The sequence below is a fragment of the Staphylococcus sp. HMSC62A08 genome (assembly GCF_001839105.1).
Lineage (GTDB): Bacteria > Bacillota > Bacilli > Staphylococcales > Staphylococcaceae > Staphylococcus > Staphylococcus caprae.
Map to the genome: position 1 here is coordinate 47,754 of NZ_KV840039.1, position 22,453 is coordinate 70,206.

General features: G+C 33.9%; 6 protein-coding genes, 1 other RNA gene and 2 pseudogenes. All 9 read left to right on the forward strand.

Translation table 11 applies throughout. The features are described from left to right. Window positions 1-81: 81 nt before the first annotated feature. A complete protein-coding gene (locus tag HMPREF3264_RS06305; RefSeq protein WP_002442925.1) occupies window positions 82-414 on the forward strand; it encodes a DUF1798 family protein in 333 nt (110 codons plus the stop codon). 11 nt (window positions 415-425) lie between these two features. Continuing rightward, window positions 426-992 carry an SLOG family protein gene (locus HMPREF3264_RS06310; RefSeq protein ID WP_070872509.1) on the forward strand — a complete coding sequence of 189 codons (567 nt, stop codon included), beginning with the start codon at window positions 426-428 and terminating at the stop codon, window positions 990-992. An 11-nt stretch (window positions 993-1,003) separates the two neighbouring features. Then, the gene (gpsB, locus tag HMPREF3264_RS06315; protein WP_037541446.1) at window positions 1,004-1,342 is read left to right on the forward strand and encodes a cell division regulator GpsB; all 339 of its coding nucleotides are present in this window, start codon (window positions 1,004-1,006) and stop codon (window positions 1,340-1,342) included. A 51-nt stretch (window positions 1,343-1,393) separates the two neighbouring features. Then, window positions 1,394-1,777: RNase P RNA component class B (gene rnpB / locus HMPREF3264_RS06320), an RNA gene on the forward strand. 199 nt (window positions 1,778-1,976) lie between these two features. Continuing rightward, a pseudogene (locus HMPREF3264_RS06325) lies at window positions 1,977-3,113 on the forward strand (class I SAM-dependent RNA methyltransferase). A gap of 152 nt (window positions 3,114-3,265) precedes the next feature. Further along, complete coding sequence (locus HMPREF3264_RS06330; RefSeq protein WP_256323980.1) at window positions 3,266-3,910, forward strand: SDR family oxidoreductase; 645 nt, start codon at window positions 3,266-3,268, stop codon at window positions 3,908-3,910. Between the two features lie 172 nt (window positions 3,911-4,082). Then, window positions 4,083-7,523, forward strand: a complete 3,441-nt coding sequence (locus HMPREF3264_RS06335; protein WP_070872511.1) for a dynamin family protein — start codon at window positions 4,083-4,085, stop codon at window positions 7,521-7,523. A 21-nt stretch (window positions 7,524-7,544) separates the two neighbouring features. Continuing rightward, entirely contained in the window at window positions 7,545-8,423 is an 879-nt protein-coding gene (locus tag HMPREF3264_RS06340; protein ID WP_070872513.1) for a 5'-3' exonuclease, read from the forward strand. Window positions 8,424-8,797: 374 nt separating this feature from the next. Continuing rightward, a pseudogene (ebh, locus tag HMPREF3264_RS06350) lies at window positions 8,798-22,453 on the forward strand (hyperosmolarity resistance protein Ebh); the annotation flags it as partial.

The window sequence follows — 22,453 nt, forward strand, 5'->3', positions numbered from 1 at the left end:
AAAACATTCAATGAAATAATATACGTTTACATGACTTACGCTTTCATGTTGTGTTAAATTAATTTTGTAGGAGGCATCCTTATGCAACATTTAATAGAACAACTCATCATAGAAATCACTGAAATGAATCATCGTTTTGAAAGAGTTAAAGCATCAGAGATAGATTACGATTTTTACGACGTCGTACAACCTTACACAAAATCAATCGATAGCAAACTCGATGATTTAAAAAATTATGATAAACAGATAATTAATATGCCGTATATGACACCAACAAAATTCAATTTACTCATATCTAATATTCAATCTTTATCTGTAGAATGTCATTTTAAACGTACAAGTCGAAAACTTTTCACTGAGAAAATCAAAAGTGTACAGTACGATTTAAAAAATATTTTAACGCATCATGTTTAATGAGGGTGAATATGGTTAAAACTGTTTATGTTACTGGATACAAATCTTTTGAATTAAATGTATTCAAAGATGATGCTCCAGAAGTTTCATATTTAAAGAAATTCATAGCACATAAATTAGAACAATTATTAGATGAAGGTCTAGAATGGGTTCTGATTCAAGGACAAATGGGTATTGAATTATGGACTGCTGAAGTTGTAATTGAACTTAAAGAGAGTTATCCAGAATTAAAGTTAGGAATTATTACTCCTTTTCTCGGCCATACGAATAGATGGAATGAACAGAATCAGGCCAAGTACACATCCATAGTACAGCAAGCTGATTTTACGGAAAGCATTCATCATTCAGAATACCAAGGTCCATATCAGTTCAAACAAGCTGATCAATTTATGCTAGACCACACAGACTATACCATTCTAATTTATGACGAAGAACAAGAGGCCAGCCCAAAGTTCTTCAAAAGGATGTTAGTTGAATTTATGGAAAAAACAAACTATACTTGTGATATTGTGACGTTTGATGAACTCACTGACTTCATCAACGACTTGCAGTGGTCTCAAGATCAAAGTTTCGAATGAGGTGGAAAAAGATGTCAGATGTTTCATTAAAATTATCAGCAAAAGATATTTATGAGAAAGACTTCGAAAAAACTATGGCTCGTGGCTATAGAAGAGAAGAAGTAGACGCTTTTTTAGATGATATTATTACAGATTATCAAAAAATGGCAGACATGAATAATGAAGTTGTTAAACTATCAGAAGAAAATCATAAACTAAAAAAAGAACTTGAAGAATTAAGACTTCGTGTTGCTACAACAAGACCACAAGAAAATAAAAACTTTTCTTCTAACGGTGCCAATAACTCATCAAACAATGTAGATATTTTAAAACGTATTTCTAATTTAGAAAAAGCGGTATTCGGTAAATAATCAAATTTATTTACTTATCGACTTAAAATTGTGTTATAATCGCAAAAGTGATATTTCGGGTAATCGCTATAGCAATATAGAGGAAAGTCCATGCTCACACAGTCTGAGATGACTGTAGTGTTCGTGCTTGATGAAACAATAAATCAAGGCATTAATTTGACGGCAACGAAATAACCTAAGTCATTTGATATGGTTAGAATAGTTTGAAAGTGCCACAGTGACGTAGCTTTTATAGAAATATAAAAGGTGGAACGCGGTAAACCCCTCGAGTGAGCAATCCAAATTTGGTAGGAGCACTTGTTTAGCGGAATTCAACGTATAAACGAGACGACTTTCATACGAACGTGAAAGTATGTAGACAGATGGTTACCACCGACGTACCAGTGTAACTAGTACACGTTATGAGTACAACGGTACAGAACATGGCTTACAGAAATATTACGACTAGTTTAGCTCTCCCCATTGTGATGGAGAGCTTTTTTAATTTTTAAAAATACCATTAAACACCTCAACGACATCACTCAACACAGACATTTTCCTAAATAACAGTAAGATGATTACAATAAATTGAAAGTATTAAAATTGATATATAAATTTGATAAAATACAGACAACACGTATAAAGGAGTAAAGACATGTTTCAATTATTAGCAGTGTGCCCAATGGGACTTGAAGCAGTTGTAGCTAAAGAAATACAAGAGCTTGGATATGATACACAAGTCGAAAATGGACGCATCTTCTTTGAAGGAGACGAAACAGCCATCGTCAAGTGCAACTTGTGGTTACGCACGGCTGACCGTATCAAAATTGTCATGGGCCGTTTTGATGCGAAAACATTTGACGATTTATTCGAACAAACTAAGGCGTTACCTTGGGAAACAATTATCGACAAAGAAGGTAATTTCCCAGTGCAAGGACGTAGCGTTAAATCAACATTACACAGTGTACCTGATTGCCAAGCCATTACTAAGAAGGCAATTGTTGAACGCCTTAAGAAAGCGTATCAAGAAAAAGGTTGGCTTAATGAAACCGGCGCCAAATATCCAGTTGAAGTAGCGATACTCAAAGACAATGTGTTATTAACAATTGATACTTCAGGATCTGGACTCAACAAACGTGGCTACCGCTTGGCACAAGGTGAAGCTCCGATTAAAGAAACATTAGCTGCGAGTTTAATTCGTTTAGCAAATTGGAAGGGAGATACGCCACTTATCGATCCTTTCTGCGGTTCAGGTACCATCGCAATTGAAGCATGTTTAATTGCTCAAAACATTGCGCCAGGATTTAATAGAGACTTTGTATCTGAAGAGTGGAATATGATGCCACCAAACATTTACGATGAACTACGTGACGAAGCTGATCAAATGGCTGATTATGATAAAGAAATAGAAGTCTATGCTTCTGATATCGATCCAGAAATGATTGAAATTGCGAAACGTAACGCTGAAGAAGTAGGACTCAGTGACATTATTCAATTTTCAGTTAAAGATGTGAATACGTTAACTATTGATTCTGAAGGACCTGTAGCCCTAGTAGGTAACCCACCTTATGGTGAACGTATCGGCGACCGTGAAGAGGTTGAAGAAATGTATCGCTATATCGGAACGTTAATGAAAGAACATCCTTACTTATCTACTTATATTTTGACAAGTAATAAGGAATTAAAATAAAAAAAAAATCGTAAAGCGACGAAACGCCGCAAATTATTTAATGGATATATTGAATGTACGTATTATCAATATTGGGGTAAAAAACCTGCATCTAAATCATAAGGTTTACTTTTTGTTCTTTTCGTGTAATAGTAATAACCTTGAAAATCAATTCATTCGCACTCTTATCGCTACTGTAGTACAGTTGAATAAGAGTGTTTTAATTTTTTAAAAAATAATAATATAAAATAAATAAGACGACCAGAAAGGGGAATATCAATATGAAAACTGTATTAATTATCGGCGCTAACGGTAGAGTTTCTATCGAAGCTACTAAAATTTTTCTTGAAAACTCTAGCTTTAATGTAGACTTATTCTTAAGAAATGCACATCGTATCCCTGACTATGCTTCTAATAGAGTGACAGTGTACGAAGGAGATGCCAAAAATAAAGAAGATCTCGAAAAAGCTTTAAATGAAGTTGATGTTGTATTTGCAAGTTTATCCGGCTCTTTAGATAAACAAGCTGAAACAATTGTCCAAGCCATGGATAGTAAAAACGTTAAACGGTTAATCTTCGTTGCGGCTCCTGGTATCTATGATGAATTACCAGAATCATTTAATGAATGGAATAAACAACAATTTGGAGAAAAATTAAGTCTTTACCGTAAAGCTTCTGATATTATTGAAAGCTCAGATTTAGACTACACAATTATTCGTCCAGGTTGGTTAACTGATAAAAATGAAAATGTATTTGAAATTACAACAAAAGACGAAACATTTAGAGGTACTGAAGTTTCAAGAAAAAGTATCGCATCATTAGCTGTTCAAATCGCTAAAAATCCAGAACTTCACTCAAAAGAAAACATCGGTGTGAATAAACCTGGAACAGAAGGCGATAAACCCGCATGGTTTGAATAATAAATCTAGTATTTTAACATAGGTTTTATTCAGCCTATGTGATAAAATTTAAAATATCATAACTTTTGAAAATTAGGGTTTGTCATTGAGACTAACCTAATTTTTTTAATTTTTTTCGCTAAATAAACCAAGCGTTATCTTTTATCGATGGAACTAAAGGGGATTCAAACACATGGATAATACTGAACAATTAGACATTTTATATAAATTAAAAAAAGAAGTAGAGAAATCAAATAATGATGCATTAGTTAATACAATTAATCAGGTTATAAAAAAGGTATATCTCAATCAATTTACCGCTTCGTTTGTGGGGCACTTTTCAGCGGGTAAATCAACATTAATCAATTTATTACTTGAACAAAATATATTACCAAGTTCACCTGTGCCAACGACAAGTAACACGGCGATTGTATCAGTTGCTGACGAGCCAGGCATCATCGCAAATCTACCGCATCAACAATACACAAAATTAAAAACGTATGACGAAGTGAAACAAATGAATCGTCAAAATGTCGATGTAGAATCAGTTGAGATTAATTTCCCATCAGACAAATTTAACAATGGATTCACGCTTCAAGATACACCAGGCGTAGATTCCAACGTCGCAACACACCAATCTAGTACAGAACAATTTATGTACACAAGTAATATTTTATTTTACACAGTTGACTATAATCACGTGCAATCTGCATTAAATTTCAAATTTATGAAACGCATTAACGAAGTAGGTATTCCTGTCGTTTTCGTCATCAATCAGATTGATAAACACAATGAGGAAGAAATTACATTCGACACATTTAAAGCACGTGTTGAGAAATCAATCAATGATTGGGATATTCATCTTACTGATACATACTACGTCTCTAAATTTGATCATCCGGAGAATCAAATTGATGAATTATCCAACTATCTCGTCGAAATGGACAATAACCGTGAATCTGTAGAAGATTATGTTCATCGTACAGTCGAATTCATTACTGATGCGCAACTCGCTTATATTCAAAATGAAATCCAAGATATTCTCGAGACATTGGACATCGAAGAAGAGGGCTTCAAGCAAGCCTACATTAAGTTCCAACAGAATCAAGAAGTAAGCGAAGAAGCACAACTCTTAAATGATGACGATAAATTGCTCAATTATTTGAAACAAAAGCGTAAAGATATTTTAGAAAATGAATATATTATGACACATGACATGCGCGAATCATTGAGATCCTACTTAGAAAGTAAGTCTGATGATTTTAAAGTTGGTGGACTGTTCAATAAGAAAAAGAAAAAAGAAGAAGAACAAGAACAGCGTTTAAATAAAGCGACTGAGGAACTACAAGATAAAGTCGATCAACAAATTCGCCAGCCTCTTCGCGAAGATATGTCGTTCTTAACGCGATTCATTAATAGTAGCGACGTCAATGAACATATTTTAAATCAGGATTATCGTATTCAACCCACGCTTATTTCTGATTTATACCAACCGCAAACAAGTATTAGTAACACTTACGTCTTAACATTCTCAGATGAAGTGGTAAAAGCTTTAAATAAATTCATTGAAAATGAATCCAACCCAATATTTAAAGAAGCAGTGAACCATGCACATGCTAGCGAGCTCACTACTGATGACAATGAAGATAAACAAGAATATGAAAAGTTCATCGAATTCAAAAACTTAAGAGAGTCACTTACAACTAAGAACTATCAGCATTATTACATTCATTTAGATGATTCTCTTGATAAATTAATCGGAAGAACTGAAGCGAATTTCGAACTTAAAGAAGAAAACTCGACAGCTTATCATCAAAAGCATGAAAAAAGAGAACAAGGTGAGGCAGAAACAGCTAATCAAGTTGATATTCAAAATGCACTTGAAATTGTAGAAGACGTTCCACTCTTTGATCGAACTAAAAAAGATATTAAAGATACGATGCATCGACTCAATCACCAAATCACTAAAATTGGTGTGTTTGGTACATTTAGCGCAGGTAAAAGTAGCTTAATCAATGCATTACTCGGAGGACAATACTTAGTAAGTTCACCTAATCCAACGACTGCCGCTACTACAGAACTATCATATGGCGATGAAAGTCAAATTACCTTAAAATCTGCCGACCAATTACTCGAAGAAATTAACAACGTACTAGAATATTATGATACATCGTTCGATTCTTTAGAAGCTTTCATTCATAGTGATTTGAAGAAATTAAAAGCACAACTTGAGAAGAATCAACTTGCATTTATTAATGCGGTTGAGCAGCATTACGATATGTATCTAGATATGCTTAATGAAGGCGAAGTTCACACCGTTTCTCAAGATGATGTTAAAAAATGGAGTGCCGAAGACGAATATGCGACATTCGTTAAGACCGTCCATCTTAATCTGCCACTCGAATGGCTCAAAGGTAAAATCGTCGTCGATTCGCTCGGTTTACATTCAAATAACCAACGTCATACTAATGAAACTGAACAAATTCTTACATCATCAGATTTAATTCTATATGTAAGTTATTTCAACCATTCATTCACTGATAATGACAAAGCCTTTATCGAACACATGAAAGATATGAATCAATTAAATGAGAATCAAGCCTTTAAGATGGTTATCAATGCGGTTGATTTAGCTGAAAATGAAGACGACCTTAACGCAGTACATGATTATGTTGCTGATGCACTAGGACAAGTGAATCTACATTCTGAAATATTTAACGTCTCAAGTCGTAAGGGGCTTAAAGAAGGCGATCAAGGCATAGACGATTTACGAAATAGTATCCAACGTTTCGCTGATGTAGAATCTAAAACCATTTTAGAACAACAAATGGTTCATCAAATTCAGCAAATGAATGATTCATACAAAGAAATGATAGAAGAATTCCATAACAACAAAGATCAAATTGCAGCGAGACAAAATAAATTATCACAAATTAAAGATGAAGATAGACTCAATCAACAATTAATTAATACTACGTCACAGCATACGTCTAATGAAGTGGAAGAACAAATTTACCATTTAAATGGTCGCTTAAAATTACAACTTCTAGATGAAGTTAAATCGGTTTACAACAGTCAAATGACTCAAAATAGTGACTTTAATGAAGAAAAGAAAATTTCATCTAAAACGTACTTAGACCAAATTCATCAACGTCTATATTTAGAACAATCATTAATTACTGAAAGAATTAAAAAATATTTTAATACACAATTAGAAGAACAAGTTGCTCCTATAATTAAGAAGTTGAATAACATTCACGTGTTAGTTAAGGCGGATTTCAATATAGAACCTGATGTAGAAGAAGCACCATTTTTAAGAATAGATTTAAACGAGATGGTCGACGCACTTCCGAAACAATTAACCAAACGTAAATTATTAAATCCAAATTCACAACGTGACATTCAAGAACAAATTTCAGATACGACATTGAAATTATTGCAAAATGGCATGAGCGCGTTTAAACAACAACTTGATAGTTATGTACATCAAATGTCTCGACAAGCCGAAGATCAATTTAAAGAATTAGAACAACATATTCAAGAACAAATTGATGAACTGTTATCATTCAAACTTGATGATTCACTGATTCAACAACTTGAAATAAAATCGAAACAACTAGACAAAATCTTATAAAGAAGAAAGAAGGACGCTTTAATGGAACAAAGAGTATTACTCGTAGATGGAATGGCGCTACTCTTTAGACATTTCTATGCGACAAGTTTACACAATCAATTTATGTATAACTCCAAAGGGATACCGACAAACGGCGTTCAAGGGTTCGTTAGACATATTTTTAGCGCGATTAAAGAAATCAACCCTACACACGTTGCAGTATGTTGGGATATGGGACAACAAACCTTCCGAAATGAAATGTTTGAAGGTTATAAACAGAATCGACCAGCTCCACCAGCCGAACTCATTCCTCAATTCGATTATGTCAAAGAAATCTCTCAACAATTCGGATTCATTAATGTGGGTGTCACTAATTATGAAGCGGACGATGTGATTGGTAGCCTTGCCAAAGAATACTCAGAACACAATAATGTTTATATCATCACTGGAGATAGAGACATACTTCAATGTATTAATGACAATGTAGAAGTTTGGCTTACTAAAAAGGGGTTCACGATTTACAATCGATATACGTTAAATCGTTTTAGAGAAGAATACGGATTAGAACCGAAACAATTAATAGATGTTAAAGCATTCATGGGAGATACAGCAGATGGGTATCCAGGTGTTAAAGGGATAGGAGAAAAAACAGCGATCAAATTAATTCAGAATCACCATACAGTTGAAAATGTAATCGAAAATATTTCAACGTTAACACCTGCACAACAGAAAAAGATTAATGATAACATTGATAATCTGCATCTATCTAAATCATTAGCAGAAATCCATACACAAGTTCCCATTGAAACAGAAAAGTTATTCGAAGAGATGACATACGCACATGAATTAAATGATATCTTGTCGATTTGTAACGAACATGAGTTATACGTTTCTGGAAAATATTTAGCAAGTAATTTTTAAAATATAAACCAAATGATTCATTGGAAAATTTTTTCCGATGTATCATTTGGTTATTTTTTTACATTTTAGTGATAATCACTAACAACATTCACTTTTATTTTATAAAAGTTATGTGAATTAATTTCACAATCCTATATTAAAATGATATTATTATTTAGAACGAATAAAATATTGTTCCAGACGCTATTGTGATAAATGAGAGGGCATACCGATATCAAATTAATTTTGAAATGACGTCAATTGCTCTTTTTTATTGAGCACAATTTGAACGATATCATTTCATTTAAACAACTTCGAAATACTTATTTGCTCAGATTCGACTGTCACATTTAACACCAAAGACAAAACATCAAGAAGAGGAGTGGACAATAGCTTTGAATAATCGAGACAAACTACAAAAATTTAGTATTCGTAAATACGCAATCGGAACATTTTCTACAGTCATTGCGACACTAGTGTTTGTTGGTTTCAATCCTGGACAAGCACATGCCAATGAAGTGAGCCAAAGTCAAAAGGTAATCGAACAACAAGAAGACTCGCAAATTGATGAAGACAACTCAAATTCTAAAGCTCAGCAATCTAACAAAGCTCATCAATTAAATAGCCAAGTTGACAATAATCAAAGTCGTTCAAGTGAAAACAATCAACCAAACGCACTTGATAAAACGACATTAACAAATAATGACGAAAATCAAAACGCAATACAACGTCTTGAATCAGAGCAAGCATCAACAAATAGCGATGAAAACAATATTAATAACCAATCTTCACTTTCTCAAGAAGATTTAAGAATTAACAAAGACGTGATTCATGCTAAGAAGCAAGAAGATGAAGAAAAAGAAAATCAAGGTTCTTCTAAAAAAGATAAACATAAAATGATTAAGCAACAATTAGCTGAAAAACGCGCTAATAAAGATGATAAAAATAAAGATTCTGTTAAAAAGAAAGCAAAAAATAGTCAAGTTCAACCACCAATTGATAAAAACAGACTCCAAGCTTTATTAGACTCTTCGTATCACGAATACAAAATGATTGATAGAGACAAAGCAAACGCAACTGAATTTAATAAAGTGAAAGCTGCATTTGATAAAGCAAATGTATTATTAGGTAAGGAAGATAACACTACATCAGATGAGCTTACTTTAGTATATCAAGAGTTAGTACAAGCAATAGAATTGGCACGTACATTACCACAACGTTCTATAGATAGAAATACTCTTAAACGTTCAACTCGAGGTGTCAACTCTGACAGAGCTGCAAGAGGTAGCGTCTCATTCCAAAATGCCTACACTGAATATTATGTTTCTTCTGATGATGATGGTTCAGGCTATCCACCTGGAACATTTTTACATGCTTCAAATAAAGGTGCACCATATTATTTACCTACAACACCATATAATTTGTTACATGCTTCAGACGTTAGAAACATTGCTTACATTACTACTAAAAGATTAAAAAGTGGCTATCAATGGGACGTATTATTTAACCTTGGACACTCTAACCATGAAACTATGATTTATTGGTTTGCGATACCTCGTGATCAAACACCTACGGGTCCAGTAACCTTTACAATTATAAATAAAGACGGACGTGCCACTTCATATGATGGCTCTGGTTCTGGGTCAGGTAAGCCTTTACCAAAATTTTGGGAAACTGCAGGTGGCATAAATCCTAGTGTAGCAAATTATTTTAGACATGGTGCAGCACACGGTTATCAATTTTACAATACTCCATATTATCAATTAAACAAATTCTGGGATTTCGCTCGGGGTAGTGAGGAATTCGCGCCAAATTCATACTTCAATAGAAACGGCGCCTCTAGCACAGCTAAGTATTATGGTGATGAAAACTATGCTTTTCTTAATGGCGATAGACCTGAACAAGGACAAGGTTTAGATTCTATTTATTGTTTTATAGGTAAAGGAGACGTAAGTTATCGCATATCCTTTAAAACGTCTGGATTGCCAACTGAACGTTTATATTATGCGGCAGGTGGACGAGCATTAGAGTTCAACCAACTTTATAACTATAACCAACTATATGTTGAACCAATGAATGTTTATCAAGAAAGAATTAAGTCTTTTGTAGAAGTTAAGAATCGTACAATGCATTTAGGTAAAACTGAATATACTTATGATCCAACATTAGGTAAATATGCTAACCGAGCTATCTTGGATAGTGATGGTGATCATACAACTGATTATGCCGATGATCCGTTAAGTTACGTAAAAAATATAAGTGACACTATAATGGGATTTATGCCTCCAAACGCCCAATATAATAGTTATCGCGTATTCGGAGTCAATGAATTAAACCCAGTAGAAATTGAAAGCTTATTCGCACAAGATAAACTTGAAGAAGCCGCACGTACAGGAAACCCAATTAAATTGATGATTGGCTTTAATGCTCGAGACAGTTCTAGTAATCCTGAAACTTTAGTTCCAGTAAAACTATACGTTAAACCACAATTACAACAAAAGATTAGTTATTGGCATAACAACGAAGGTATGAGTATTGATACGTATAGTGAATCACGTAAAGTAGGACATCCTGTTTATCAAGTAATGGCAGGTGATATGCATAATAACTCTATAGAACAACAAGAAATACGTATCAAACTTACAAGTAATGAACCGATAAAAGATAATGATTGGTTAATATATGGTTATCCACGTACATTAAGATTGGAGAAATCTACTGGTAGAAATAATAATGCAAAAGAGAAAAACTTCTCTTTAGTAGGAACATTAGAGCCTGGAGATTACTTCATAACTGTAAAGTTAGGAGATAAAGAAGAACAATTTGAAGTAAGAGCTAAACCATATCCTCCAACTATAGTCACAACTGCCTTACAACTTAAAGGTAAGGCAGGACAAAAACCTGATATTGTAGTAACAAACGTTCCACCTCAAACGAACGCGAAAGTTTTATTAGTAGTAGGTGGCGTTAATGGTCGAACTGATGCTTATTCTGACCCATATACTAAACCTGAAGGGTACACTGTAATTGCTAGAGCAGACGCGACAAGTCATGGAACAGTTACAATTACATCTAAAGATTATTTGCAAGGACTTCCACGCTCTGGAGAAATTAAAGCAATAACTTACTTTGATGACAATGTTCAATCGAACTTTAGTAATGCCATTACCTTAATAACTGATGAAACACCACCTTCATTTGGAGAACCTGTAGGTTTGAAAGATAAATATTATAGAGATAATCAAGTGCATTTCACTATTCCTGTTAGTGATAATCAAGATGGTTCTGGTGTAAATCAAGTGACAATAGAAGGTCTTCCTTCTGGATGGACACATTCCTTTGTCAAAGCTCAGAATGGTCAAAGTGGCACTTTAACAGTAAGCGGAACGATAAGTCACGCTCAAGCATTGAATAGTACTATTAGATTAAGATTGTCTGCTTCAGATATGGATAATAATGTTACAAAGGGCGATCAAATTAAAACGATTAATATCAATGTAAGTAGTTTAGCGGTTGATTTTCCTCCATTACCTTTAACTAATGGTAATAGAGTTGTTGTAGTTAATCCGACTATTATCAGTAATGATGAGAAAGCTATCGCTAAAGATCGTTTAGCTAGACAAAATGCAAGTAGAAATAATGTCTTAGCAGTAACTAACACTTTCCAACCACAAGATAACGGTAATGTATTAGTAAATTATAAAGATGATTCTCAAGCAACGATGAATGAAGGCAATGTATTTACTTACGAACCTATTCGCAAAAATCAGTTTTCCGAAAGTGGAATTACAGATAAAAAAATAGCAACGATTTACGTTGCTAAAGGAAGTAGATTTAATATTGGCAGAGACATGAGAAACTATTTCTCATTAAGTAATGGTCAAGATATACCTAATGTTCCATTTACTGTAATGATGTCTACTGATCCATTACCGACACCAGAACAAGTATCTCAATTCGGTGATGAGCCTCATCAATATAGAGTAATGGCATTCAATGCTTATAACAAAAGTATAGAAAATTTATATATTCGTATAAAAGCAATTGACATCGTAGCACCAACCGGAAATCATAGAGTATTCCGTGTCAATCCTATTAAACTTAGTGATGAGGAAGTACAAGCAGTTAAACAAGCCTTTGTAGATGCCAATCCGAAATTACATTTCAAACATCAGATATTGATGTTTCGAATCCTACAAACGGGACTGGTGTGAGCACTGTAACTGTATCTGTTCATAAAGACCAATATACTAAGACATTTACTTCTTCAGCTAACGACATGAATTTCTTAAGATGGCCTAATATCAGAGAAGATTATTCAATATCTTGGTCTAGTGATAAACTACCAAACCGAAACACTGATGGTGGCTTTCTTGGTCACCTGATCATAAATCAATTATTTATCGTTACGATGCAACAAAAGGAATTGCTATCAATACAAACCAAGTATTAAATTTATTTACTGCAACGACTACAGTTCCAGGATTGAGAAATAACATTACTGGTAATGAAAAGATTTTAGCAGAAGAAGGTGGCACACCAAGTTACAAACCGAATGGTTATTCATCACAAATTAATAGTGATGATAGACAACGTAGTTTCACCAAAGATGGACAGCTTATTCAAGTTTTAGATTTAGTCCAAACAGGAACAGGATTCGGTAATGCCGTTGTCAACCATTCTAATATTGTTTATAACCAAAGTAATTCTCAAGTTGTAAATGGAGAAGTTCCTGCAGCAAACGGGGCAGCTGCTTTTCAATTAGAAAAAGTAATAAAATCGAATTATGTATCAGAAGGTATTATGGGTGTTGTATATAAAACGCATCTATTTTTAACACCATATGGCGCCAAACAATATATCGAACGCACTGGCAGTACAATGGATACCACTACTAATGTCTACGATGTATATTTTGTACCTAGTGATAATGTTAAACCTACAATCACGTTTGGGGATTATTCTCATAATGAAGTATATTCAGGCGAAACATTTAAAAATACAATGAGCGTCTCTGACAATTACGGCGTTCAGTCGGTATCTATTCCAAACGACAGCGGAATAAGAGTATCTATCTCTAACAATAATACTCAAGTGAGTGGCACAGCACCTAATGTAACTTCAGTTACAAATAAATCAGTAAAAGTTACTGCTATAGATAAAAGTAATAACCAAACTACTGAACAATTTAATGTTCTATTAAAGCCTTTAAAAGATAAATATCGTTTAACTACAAGTTCAACAAACCAACATCCAGTTAGATTAAATAATATTCAAAACGGCGCAACTCTGTCACCAGCAGAGAGACAATCTGTAATAGATTCTGTATCTGTGACTAATATCGCGCCAAGAAGAAGCTATATCACTGAACCAGCTAATGAAGTTCAATCAAAAGAAGTTAGTAATGTAATTAGACCGAGAGATGATGCTACTGTTACTGTGACAGTGACATACAAAGACGGTACAACAAATCAAATATCTGTACCTGTTAAGCACGTCTTACCTGAGGTCGTATCAGAACCAAGATATACGGTTAAGGGTCAAAATTTCCCACAAGGTAAAGGGGCAGAACCTAGAGATTTCTTTAGATTACAAAATGGAAACACATTTAACGCAAGAGTAAACTGGGTTGGAAACAATGCTCCAAACATTAATAATAACCAAATCGGTGTTGACATTCCGTTAAATGCTGAGATTTGGTTTGATGGTGAAACTACGCCAATAGTGAAACAGACAAGTTATAAAATAGTAAAATCTGAGCCAAAGAAAATCTTCGAAACCACTATCAATGGTCAATTTGTTAATTCTAATGACAATCCAGGTAACGCAGGTTCATATATAAAATCTATTAATAACTCATGGCCAAGTGGTATGAATTTCGATTGGGCTCAAGGCTCTAGTGCTCCAACTTCAAATACACCAGGAGCTTTTGTAAGAACTGCAACAGCTATTTATCCAAATGGTGAAAGAGAAGATGTGAAGATTCTGTTTAAAGTCCAACCTAGTAAGCCACAAATAGATGCTAATAGTGTCATTGCTAAAGGTGGATTATCTAATCAACAGGTCATCGTAAGAAACGTGCAAAATAATGTAGATGTAAAACTTTATCAAGCAAACGGAAGCGTTATACCTAATACTACGTCTGTAATAGCAAATGGTACGGCAACTATAACAGTTCAAGGAAATCTACCAACAGGTAATATTTACGCTAAGTCTTCTATTACAACTAATAATCTAACTTATGCAAAAAGAACAAATAATGATGTTTCAGATACAACCGAAAACGTTACTGTAACTTCAGAGAATAGCGATCAAGTTAATGTAACTGTTGCAATGGAAGCCAAAAATGGTGGTATAAAATTAGTTAAAGGTATAGATTTTAACTTTAATAATTTTAATAATTTTATTAGTAATGCACCTGCTAACTCTCGTTTTGCATGGGCTCAAAGTCCTGATACATGGAAAGGTAATATTGGACAATCGAATAAAACAATCAATGTCACATTGCCTAATAACCAAGGAACAAGAACTGTAGATATACCAGTCATGATTTATCCATCTGTATCAGCTAAAGCTCCAGTAAGAGATAAAATAGGTCAAAATTTAGAACGTGGTACAGATGTCTATAATTACATTGAATTCGAAGATGGCAAACGATATAACGGAACGGCTACCCGGAAAGATAATCGACAACCAGATAAAAACGTAGCTGGGGTTCAAAATTTAACTGCGCTTATTAATTATCCTGGAATTACAACTCCAGTAGAACTTCCAGTCAAAGTATGGGTTTATAACTTTGATTTCGCTCAACCAGTTAACATAATAGAAGTTGGTGATACTTTCCCTAAAGGTACAAGTGCTGCAATGTACAAACATTTAGAAAATGGCGAAGGTTTGCCAATGGATGGATTTAAATTTTATTGGAATCCAGAAACTGGTACTAGCTCAAACCAATGGCAATCACTAGCATATACAAGCACTCCATTCGTTAAAACAGGAAGATATGATGTGCTTGATTCAGGTAATCGTGATTTCCAAACATCGCAACCAGGTAAATTCATTGTAAAAAATGGCACTCCAAATCCACCTATTATTACTGAATCAAATGCAGGTGAAATTACAATCACGCCAGGAGCGGTCAGACAAATCCCGATTAAGGGTAGTGGCTATTATGCTCAATCAAATGCTGATATAATCGTAATTAATAGAAATGGCAGAAAATTAACTACTTTCATTAAAAATCAAGACGGACGATGGGAACTTTTAACAGGTGAACCAGATATTAGAGGTATATCGGCAAAAGATGACGGAAGCGCCATTTTAATAAATCGAACTGCTATCTCTGAAGGCGATACAATCCAAGCTATTGCGACTGAAGGTTCAGGGGAGATAATCAGTAGTCCTGCAGATAGTGGACCGTTTATTGTTAAAGCACCACAACCAGAGAAAGCTACTGCTAAGATTTGGCAGAACGGAACTTTTGAAGTCACACCTGATAATGCTACAAATACTTTTAACCCAACAAAAAGGGTAGAAGTTAGCTACACAGAAAAAATAGGTAATAATGAAGCAAACAAAATGTTTACTATCACTAAAAATAATAATGATAGCTGGTCTATTAATAACAAACCAAGCTATGTAACATTTAACCAAAGTAACGGTAAAGTTATCTTTGATGCTAATACTATTAAACCTGACTCACAAGTTACTATTACTTCTAAAGCAGGTAATGGTAATACGGAAAGTACAAATCCAAATATAGTTTCTGCGCCAGCGTCCCATTCTGTGACTATCAGAGAAATTATAAAAGAACAAGGGCAAAGTGTAACTAATGCAGATGTTAATAACGCTGTTCAAGTCGAAAATAAACGTATAGCAAGTATTAAATCAGGTACAGCATTACCTTCAAATCTAGTTGGTGGTAGTACAACACATATTCCAGTAGTGATTACCTATAATGATGGAAGCACTCAGGAAATCACTGAAACTATTAAAACAAAAGTAAATAAAACTGAATTAATTAACGCTCGCAACCATTTGGACGATACTATAAGCAAAGACAATAAAACGCCTGCAAGTATAAGAAACTTTGAACAGGCAATGGAAAGAGCGAAAGCACAAATAAATCAAGCGAAAGCTGAAGCGGATACTGTGATTAACACTGAATTTGCTACGCCGCAACAAGTGACTGATGCATTAAATCAAGTTAAAGCAGCTCAAGCTAAAATTAATGAAGCTAAAAACTTATTACAAACTAGAGCTGATAATTCACAATTGGTTAGAGTGAGAGATGAGTTACAGCACACACTTCAACCAGCTGCTTCAACAGAAGGTATGACTCAACAAAGTGCTCAAAACTATAATTCAAAACGACAATCTGCTGAACAAGCAATTCAAAATGCTAATTCTGTAATCAACAATGGAGATGCAACTTCTCAACAAATTACTGAGGCTAAAAATAAAGTAGAGCAAGCTCGAAGAGAATATGTTGAAGCTAAAAATGGTTTAAGAGCGGATAAATCTCAATTAGAAACGGCATATCATCGATTAACGCAAAATGTAATCTTAACAGATAAGAAACCAGCATCTGTAACTCGTTATAATCAATCATTAGCAGGATTTAGAAACGAATTAGATACTGCTAAAAACGAGGCTAATAGCGTTCTACAAAATACTAATCCTTCTGTAGAACAAGTGAGAAATGCGTTAAATAAAGTTAATGCAGTACAACCAAAAGTTAATCAAGCTATAGCTTTATTACAACCAAAAGAAAATAACTCTGCTTTGGTTCATGCTAAAAATCAATTACAAAATGCTGTGAATGAATCTGACCCTACTCGTGGCATGACATCTACCACTGCAAATAATTACAATACTAAGAAACGAGAAGCTCAAGCCGAAATTCAAAAAGCTGATCAAATCATTGCAGACGGAGATGCAACTGCTAAACAAATTTCTGATGAAAAAAATAAAGTTGAACAAGCATTGCAAGCTTTAAATAATGCTAAAAGAGATTTGCGTGCTGATAAGTCACAATTACAAAATGCTTACAATAAGTTAACAGAACAAGTGAGCACTAACGGTAAAACACCTTCAAGTATTAAAAAATATGAAGCAGCGCGTAAAGCGATTGAAACTCAATATAATGAGGCTAAAAATGAAGCTGAGCAAGTGCTCAGAAATAACAATCCAAGCGTAAACGAAGTTACTCAAACTCTTGAAAAAGTGAATAATATTCAATCTAGAGTAAACGAAGCCGTTCACATGCTTCAAAACAAAGAAAATAATAGCGAGCTAGTAAGAGCAAAAGAACAATTGCAACAAGCTATTAACGATCAACCTTCAACTACTGGTATGACTCAATATTCTATAAGTAATTACAATTCTAAACGTCAAGAAGCTCAAAATGCAGTATTTCATGCAGAAACTGTAATCAATAACGGCGATGCAACTGCTCAACAAATCTCAACTGAAAAATCTAAAGTCGAACAAGCTTTAACGGCTTTAAATGATGCAAAACGTCAACTAACTGCTGACACGACAGCTTTACAAACAGCAGTCAATCGTTTAGACAGAAGAGGCGACACTAACAATAAGAAACCGAGTAGCATAAGAGCTTATAATAATGCTATTCAATCAATACAATCACAATTGGATAATGCTAAAAATAATGCAAATGCTGTGATTCAAAAGCCTATTCGCACAGTGAATGAAGTGGACAATGCATTACAAGAAGTTAACCGAGTTGAACGTGAATTAAGTCAAGCTATCAATCAACTTCAACCTTTAGCTAATAATGAGACACTTAAAGTAGCAAGAACTCAACTTGAAAATAAAATAAATCAAGCAGTTCAAACTGATGGAATGACGCAACAATCAGTCAATGCATATAATCATGCTAAACAAGAAGCGCAAAGCGAATCTAATACAGCTCAAATGTTAATCAATAACGGCGATGCTACTGATCAAGAAATTTCTTCAGAAACTGAAAAAGTAAATCAAAAATTTAAAAATTTAGAGAACGCCATAAATGGATTAACTGTCAATAAAGCTCCGTTAGAAATCGCAAGAAATAATATTCAGTATAATATTATCCATGCGTCAAGCACTGAAGGTATGACACCACAGTCTGCTCAAGCATATAGACAAAAGCTCCAAGAAGCTAGAAATGAAATTACTAGAATTAATCATGTGCTTGATAATCATCCTGATGTCAATGCAATTAGAACTAATGTAGCTTCAGCAGAACGAATGAAGAATGAATTAATACAAGCTAAAAACAATTTACAAGTAGATACTCAACCTTTAGAAAATGCTCAAAGAAATATCCAAAGTGTTATCGATCAAGGTTCTAATACAGATGGAATGACAGCAGATTCTGTAAATGATTTTAATGACGCATTAGCAGCTGCTATAATCGAAAAAACTAAAATCAATAAGTTACTTAAAAATAAAGATTCGATTACTGTAGATCAAGTCAAACAAGCTGTAGCTGAAGCTAACGACGTAATTAAAAACTTAAAAGACGCACGTGCTTCACTAGTTCCAGATAAAAGTGATCTTGAAGCTGCTAAACAAGCGCTTGAAAATAGTATTAATCATCCTACAGACACAGAAGGCATGACGCAGGAATCATTACACAACTATAATGAAAAATTGAATGCTGCTCGAGAAGAACTAAATAAAGTGAAAGGTATTTTAAATAATAACCCTACAGTAGCAGTTGTTAGATCTACTACTAATGAAGCAAATAAAGTTAAAGCGGCTTTAGATGAGGCAAGAACTCAGTTAGTTTTGGATAGACAACCATTTATTAATCATATTAATAGTGAGGATAGTCTTAATACGCCTCAAAAAGAGAACTATAAAAATCAAATTAATAATGCAACGAATCACCGAGAGTTAGTAAACATCCAAAGTAACGCTGATACGCTTAATCAAGCTATGAAAAAGTTAAAAGAAAGTATTGCCGATTACGAACAAGAAAAATTAAAAGAAAACTATATAGATGCTTCAGATAACAAACGTCAAGCGTATGATAATGCTGTAAATGCAGCTAAAGGAATTATCAACCAAACTCAAAGTCCAACTATGAGTAACGATACGATTAACCAAAAAGCGAACGACGTTAAACAAACTAAAGATGCTTTAGATGGCAACCAAAGATTAGCAGCCACGAAACAAGAAGCAGTACGTCACCTAAACGACTTGCATGATTTAAACGAGGCACAACGTCATGCGCTTACTACTGAGATTAATAATTCTAATAATATTGCAGCTGTAAACCAAGCTAAAGATAAAGCTAACACTGTAAACACTGCAATGACTGGATTAAAACATAGCATTGCTGATAATGAACAAGAGCTTCGAAATGGCAATTATATTAATGCTGATAAAGACAAACAAGATGCCTATAATAGCGCAGTAAATAATGCCAAACAAGTTATTAATCAAGCAAATAATGATACTGCACAACTTAATCCAACTGAAATTAATAAACTTGCTCAGAAAGTTAATACTACTAAACAAGAATTGAACGGTAATGAAAAATTAGCAGAAGCAAAACGAGAAGCTAACACTACAATCGACGGATTAACTTATCTCAATGATGCACAACGTGCGAAAGCTAAACAAAATGTTGGCAACGCTACAACAAGAACAGACATTGCTAGTCAATTAGGAAATTACACTAAATTAAACAACGCGATGAAAGAATTACGCGATAGTGTTCAAAATGTTAACCAAGTAAAAACAGGTAGCAATTATATTAATGAAGACAATGGTCCTAAAGAAGCATATAATCAAGCAGTAACAAATGCTCAAAATATAATCAATGCTCAATCTAATCCTGAAATGAGTTCGGATGCTATTAAGCAAGAAGCGCAAGCAGTGACTACTGCTCAAAATAATTTACACGGTCAACAAAAATTAGAAGAAGCTCAACGTAATGCAAATAGGGAAATAGATAACTTATCTAACTTAACTACTGCTCAAAAATCAGCCGAAAAAACATTAATTAATAGCAAACAAACAAGAACAGAAGTTCAGAACCAACTTAATGATGCTAAAGCTTTAAATGGTTCAATGGGTACATTAAAAGAACTAGTGAATAAACAATCAGAAGTTCAAGGATCAAGTAACTACATTAATGAGGATGAATCAGAAAAAAATGCGTATAACAATGCAATTTCAACGGGGCAAACAATCATTAATAAAACGAATGATCCAGTACTCGATAAGAATAATGTTGATGAAGCAATTAGAGATATTAATAATAAAAAATCTGCACTTCACGGTGAACAAAAATTACAAACTGCTAAAACGAACGCAACAAACGCAATTAAGACTTTAGCTGATCTCAACACACCTCAAAAAGATGCTCTGAAAAATAAAATTAATGCTTCTAGTACGCGAACTCAAGTGACTGAAGAACAGACAAAAGCGAATGCCATTAATGATGCTATGCACACATTGAGACAAAACATTGCTGACAACGAAAATGTAAAAAATCAAAGCAGTTACATTAATGCAGAACCTGAGAAACAAAACGCTTATACAGATGCAGTAAATGCTGCAAACGCAATTATTAATGAACAAACGGCAACTTTAAATGCGAATACAATTAATCAAAAAGCGCAAGCAGTATTAACAACTAAAAATGCTTTAGACGGAGAAGCACAACTTCGCAAAGCGAAAGAGAACGCTACTCGTGAAATTGATGGCTTAAATCAACTTACACAAGCTCAAAAAAATAAAGAAAAATCATTAGTTAATGAAGCACAAACGAGACCAGCAGTTGCAACACAATTAGACAAAGCTAAAGAACTTAATAAAGTGATGGAGCAATTAAATAACTTAATTAATGGCCAAAATGAAATTAAAGGTAGTAGTAAATACATTAATGAAGATCCCGCTCAACGAAATGCTTATACAAATGCGATTTCACACGCTGAATCACTTAAAAACAGAACGCAAACTCCAGAATTAGATAAATCTGTAATTCAAGGTGCGATTAATAATATTAATACAGCTATTAACAATTTAGATGGGGAAGCAAAACTTGCTAAAGCTAAACAAGATGCCAAAGCAACAGTTAATGGACTAAGTGGTTTAACAAACGCTCAAAAAACAAATGAAAATAATTCCATTGGTAGTGCAACAACTCGAGATCAAGTCGCAACTATTTTAAATAATGCTCAAGCTTTAGACCAAACAATGCAAACATTAAGAGGACTTGTGAATGCGAAAGATCAAGTTCATTCAACAAGTGACTTTATTAATGAAGATGCTCAACAACAAAATGCTTATAACAGTGCTATTGCAAATGGTGAAGCAATCATTAGTGGTTCACAAAACCCTACAATGGACAAATCAAAAATTGAACAAGCCATTAATCAAATTAATGCTGCTAAAAATAATTTACATGGTGTCACTAAACTTCAAAATGATAAAAATGCTGCTAATCAAGCAATTGCTCAATTAGGATATTTAAATGATCCACAAAAAACTGGCGAAGAAGCATTAGTAAATGGTGCTCAAACTAGAAATGACGTTACAGCTCATCTCAATAATGCTAAAGCGTTAAACGACGCCATGAAAAAGCTTAAAGATAAAGTTACGGAAAAAACTACTGTTAAACAAAGTAGTGATTACATTAACGGCTCATCTGAACATCAAAACGCATACAATCAAGCATTACAGAATGCCGAAGCAATCATTAATCAAAATAGTAATCCTACATTAGATAAATCAGAAGTTGAACAAAAATTACAAAGTTTAACTCAAGCTCAAAATGCACTTGACGGTGTACAACAATTGGCTAATGCCAAACACTCGGCGACTCAAGATGTGAATGGTTTAACAAGTCTCAACGATGGCCAAAAACGTGAGTTAAATAAATTAATCAATGCTGCGGACACACGCACTAAAGTTCAAGAAGAATTAACCAAAGCTACTGATTTAAATAGTGCTATGAAAGCTCTAAGAGATAGTATTCAAAATGTTGAAGAAGTTAAACGAGGTAGTAATTATGTAAATGAAGATCAAACTGA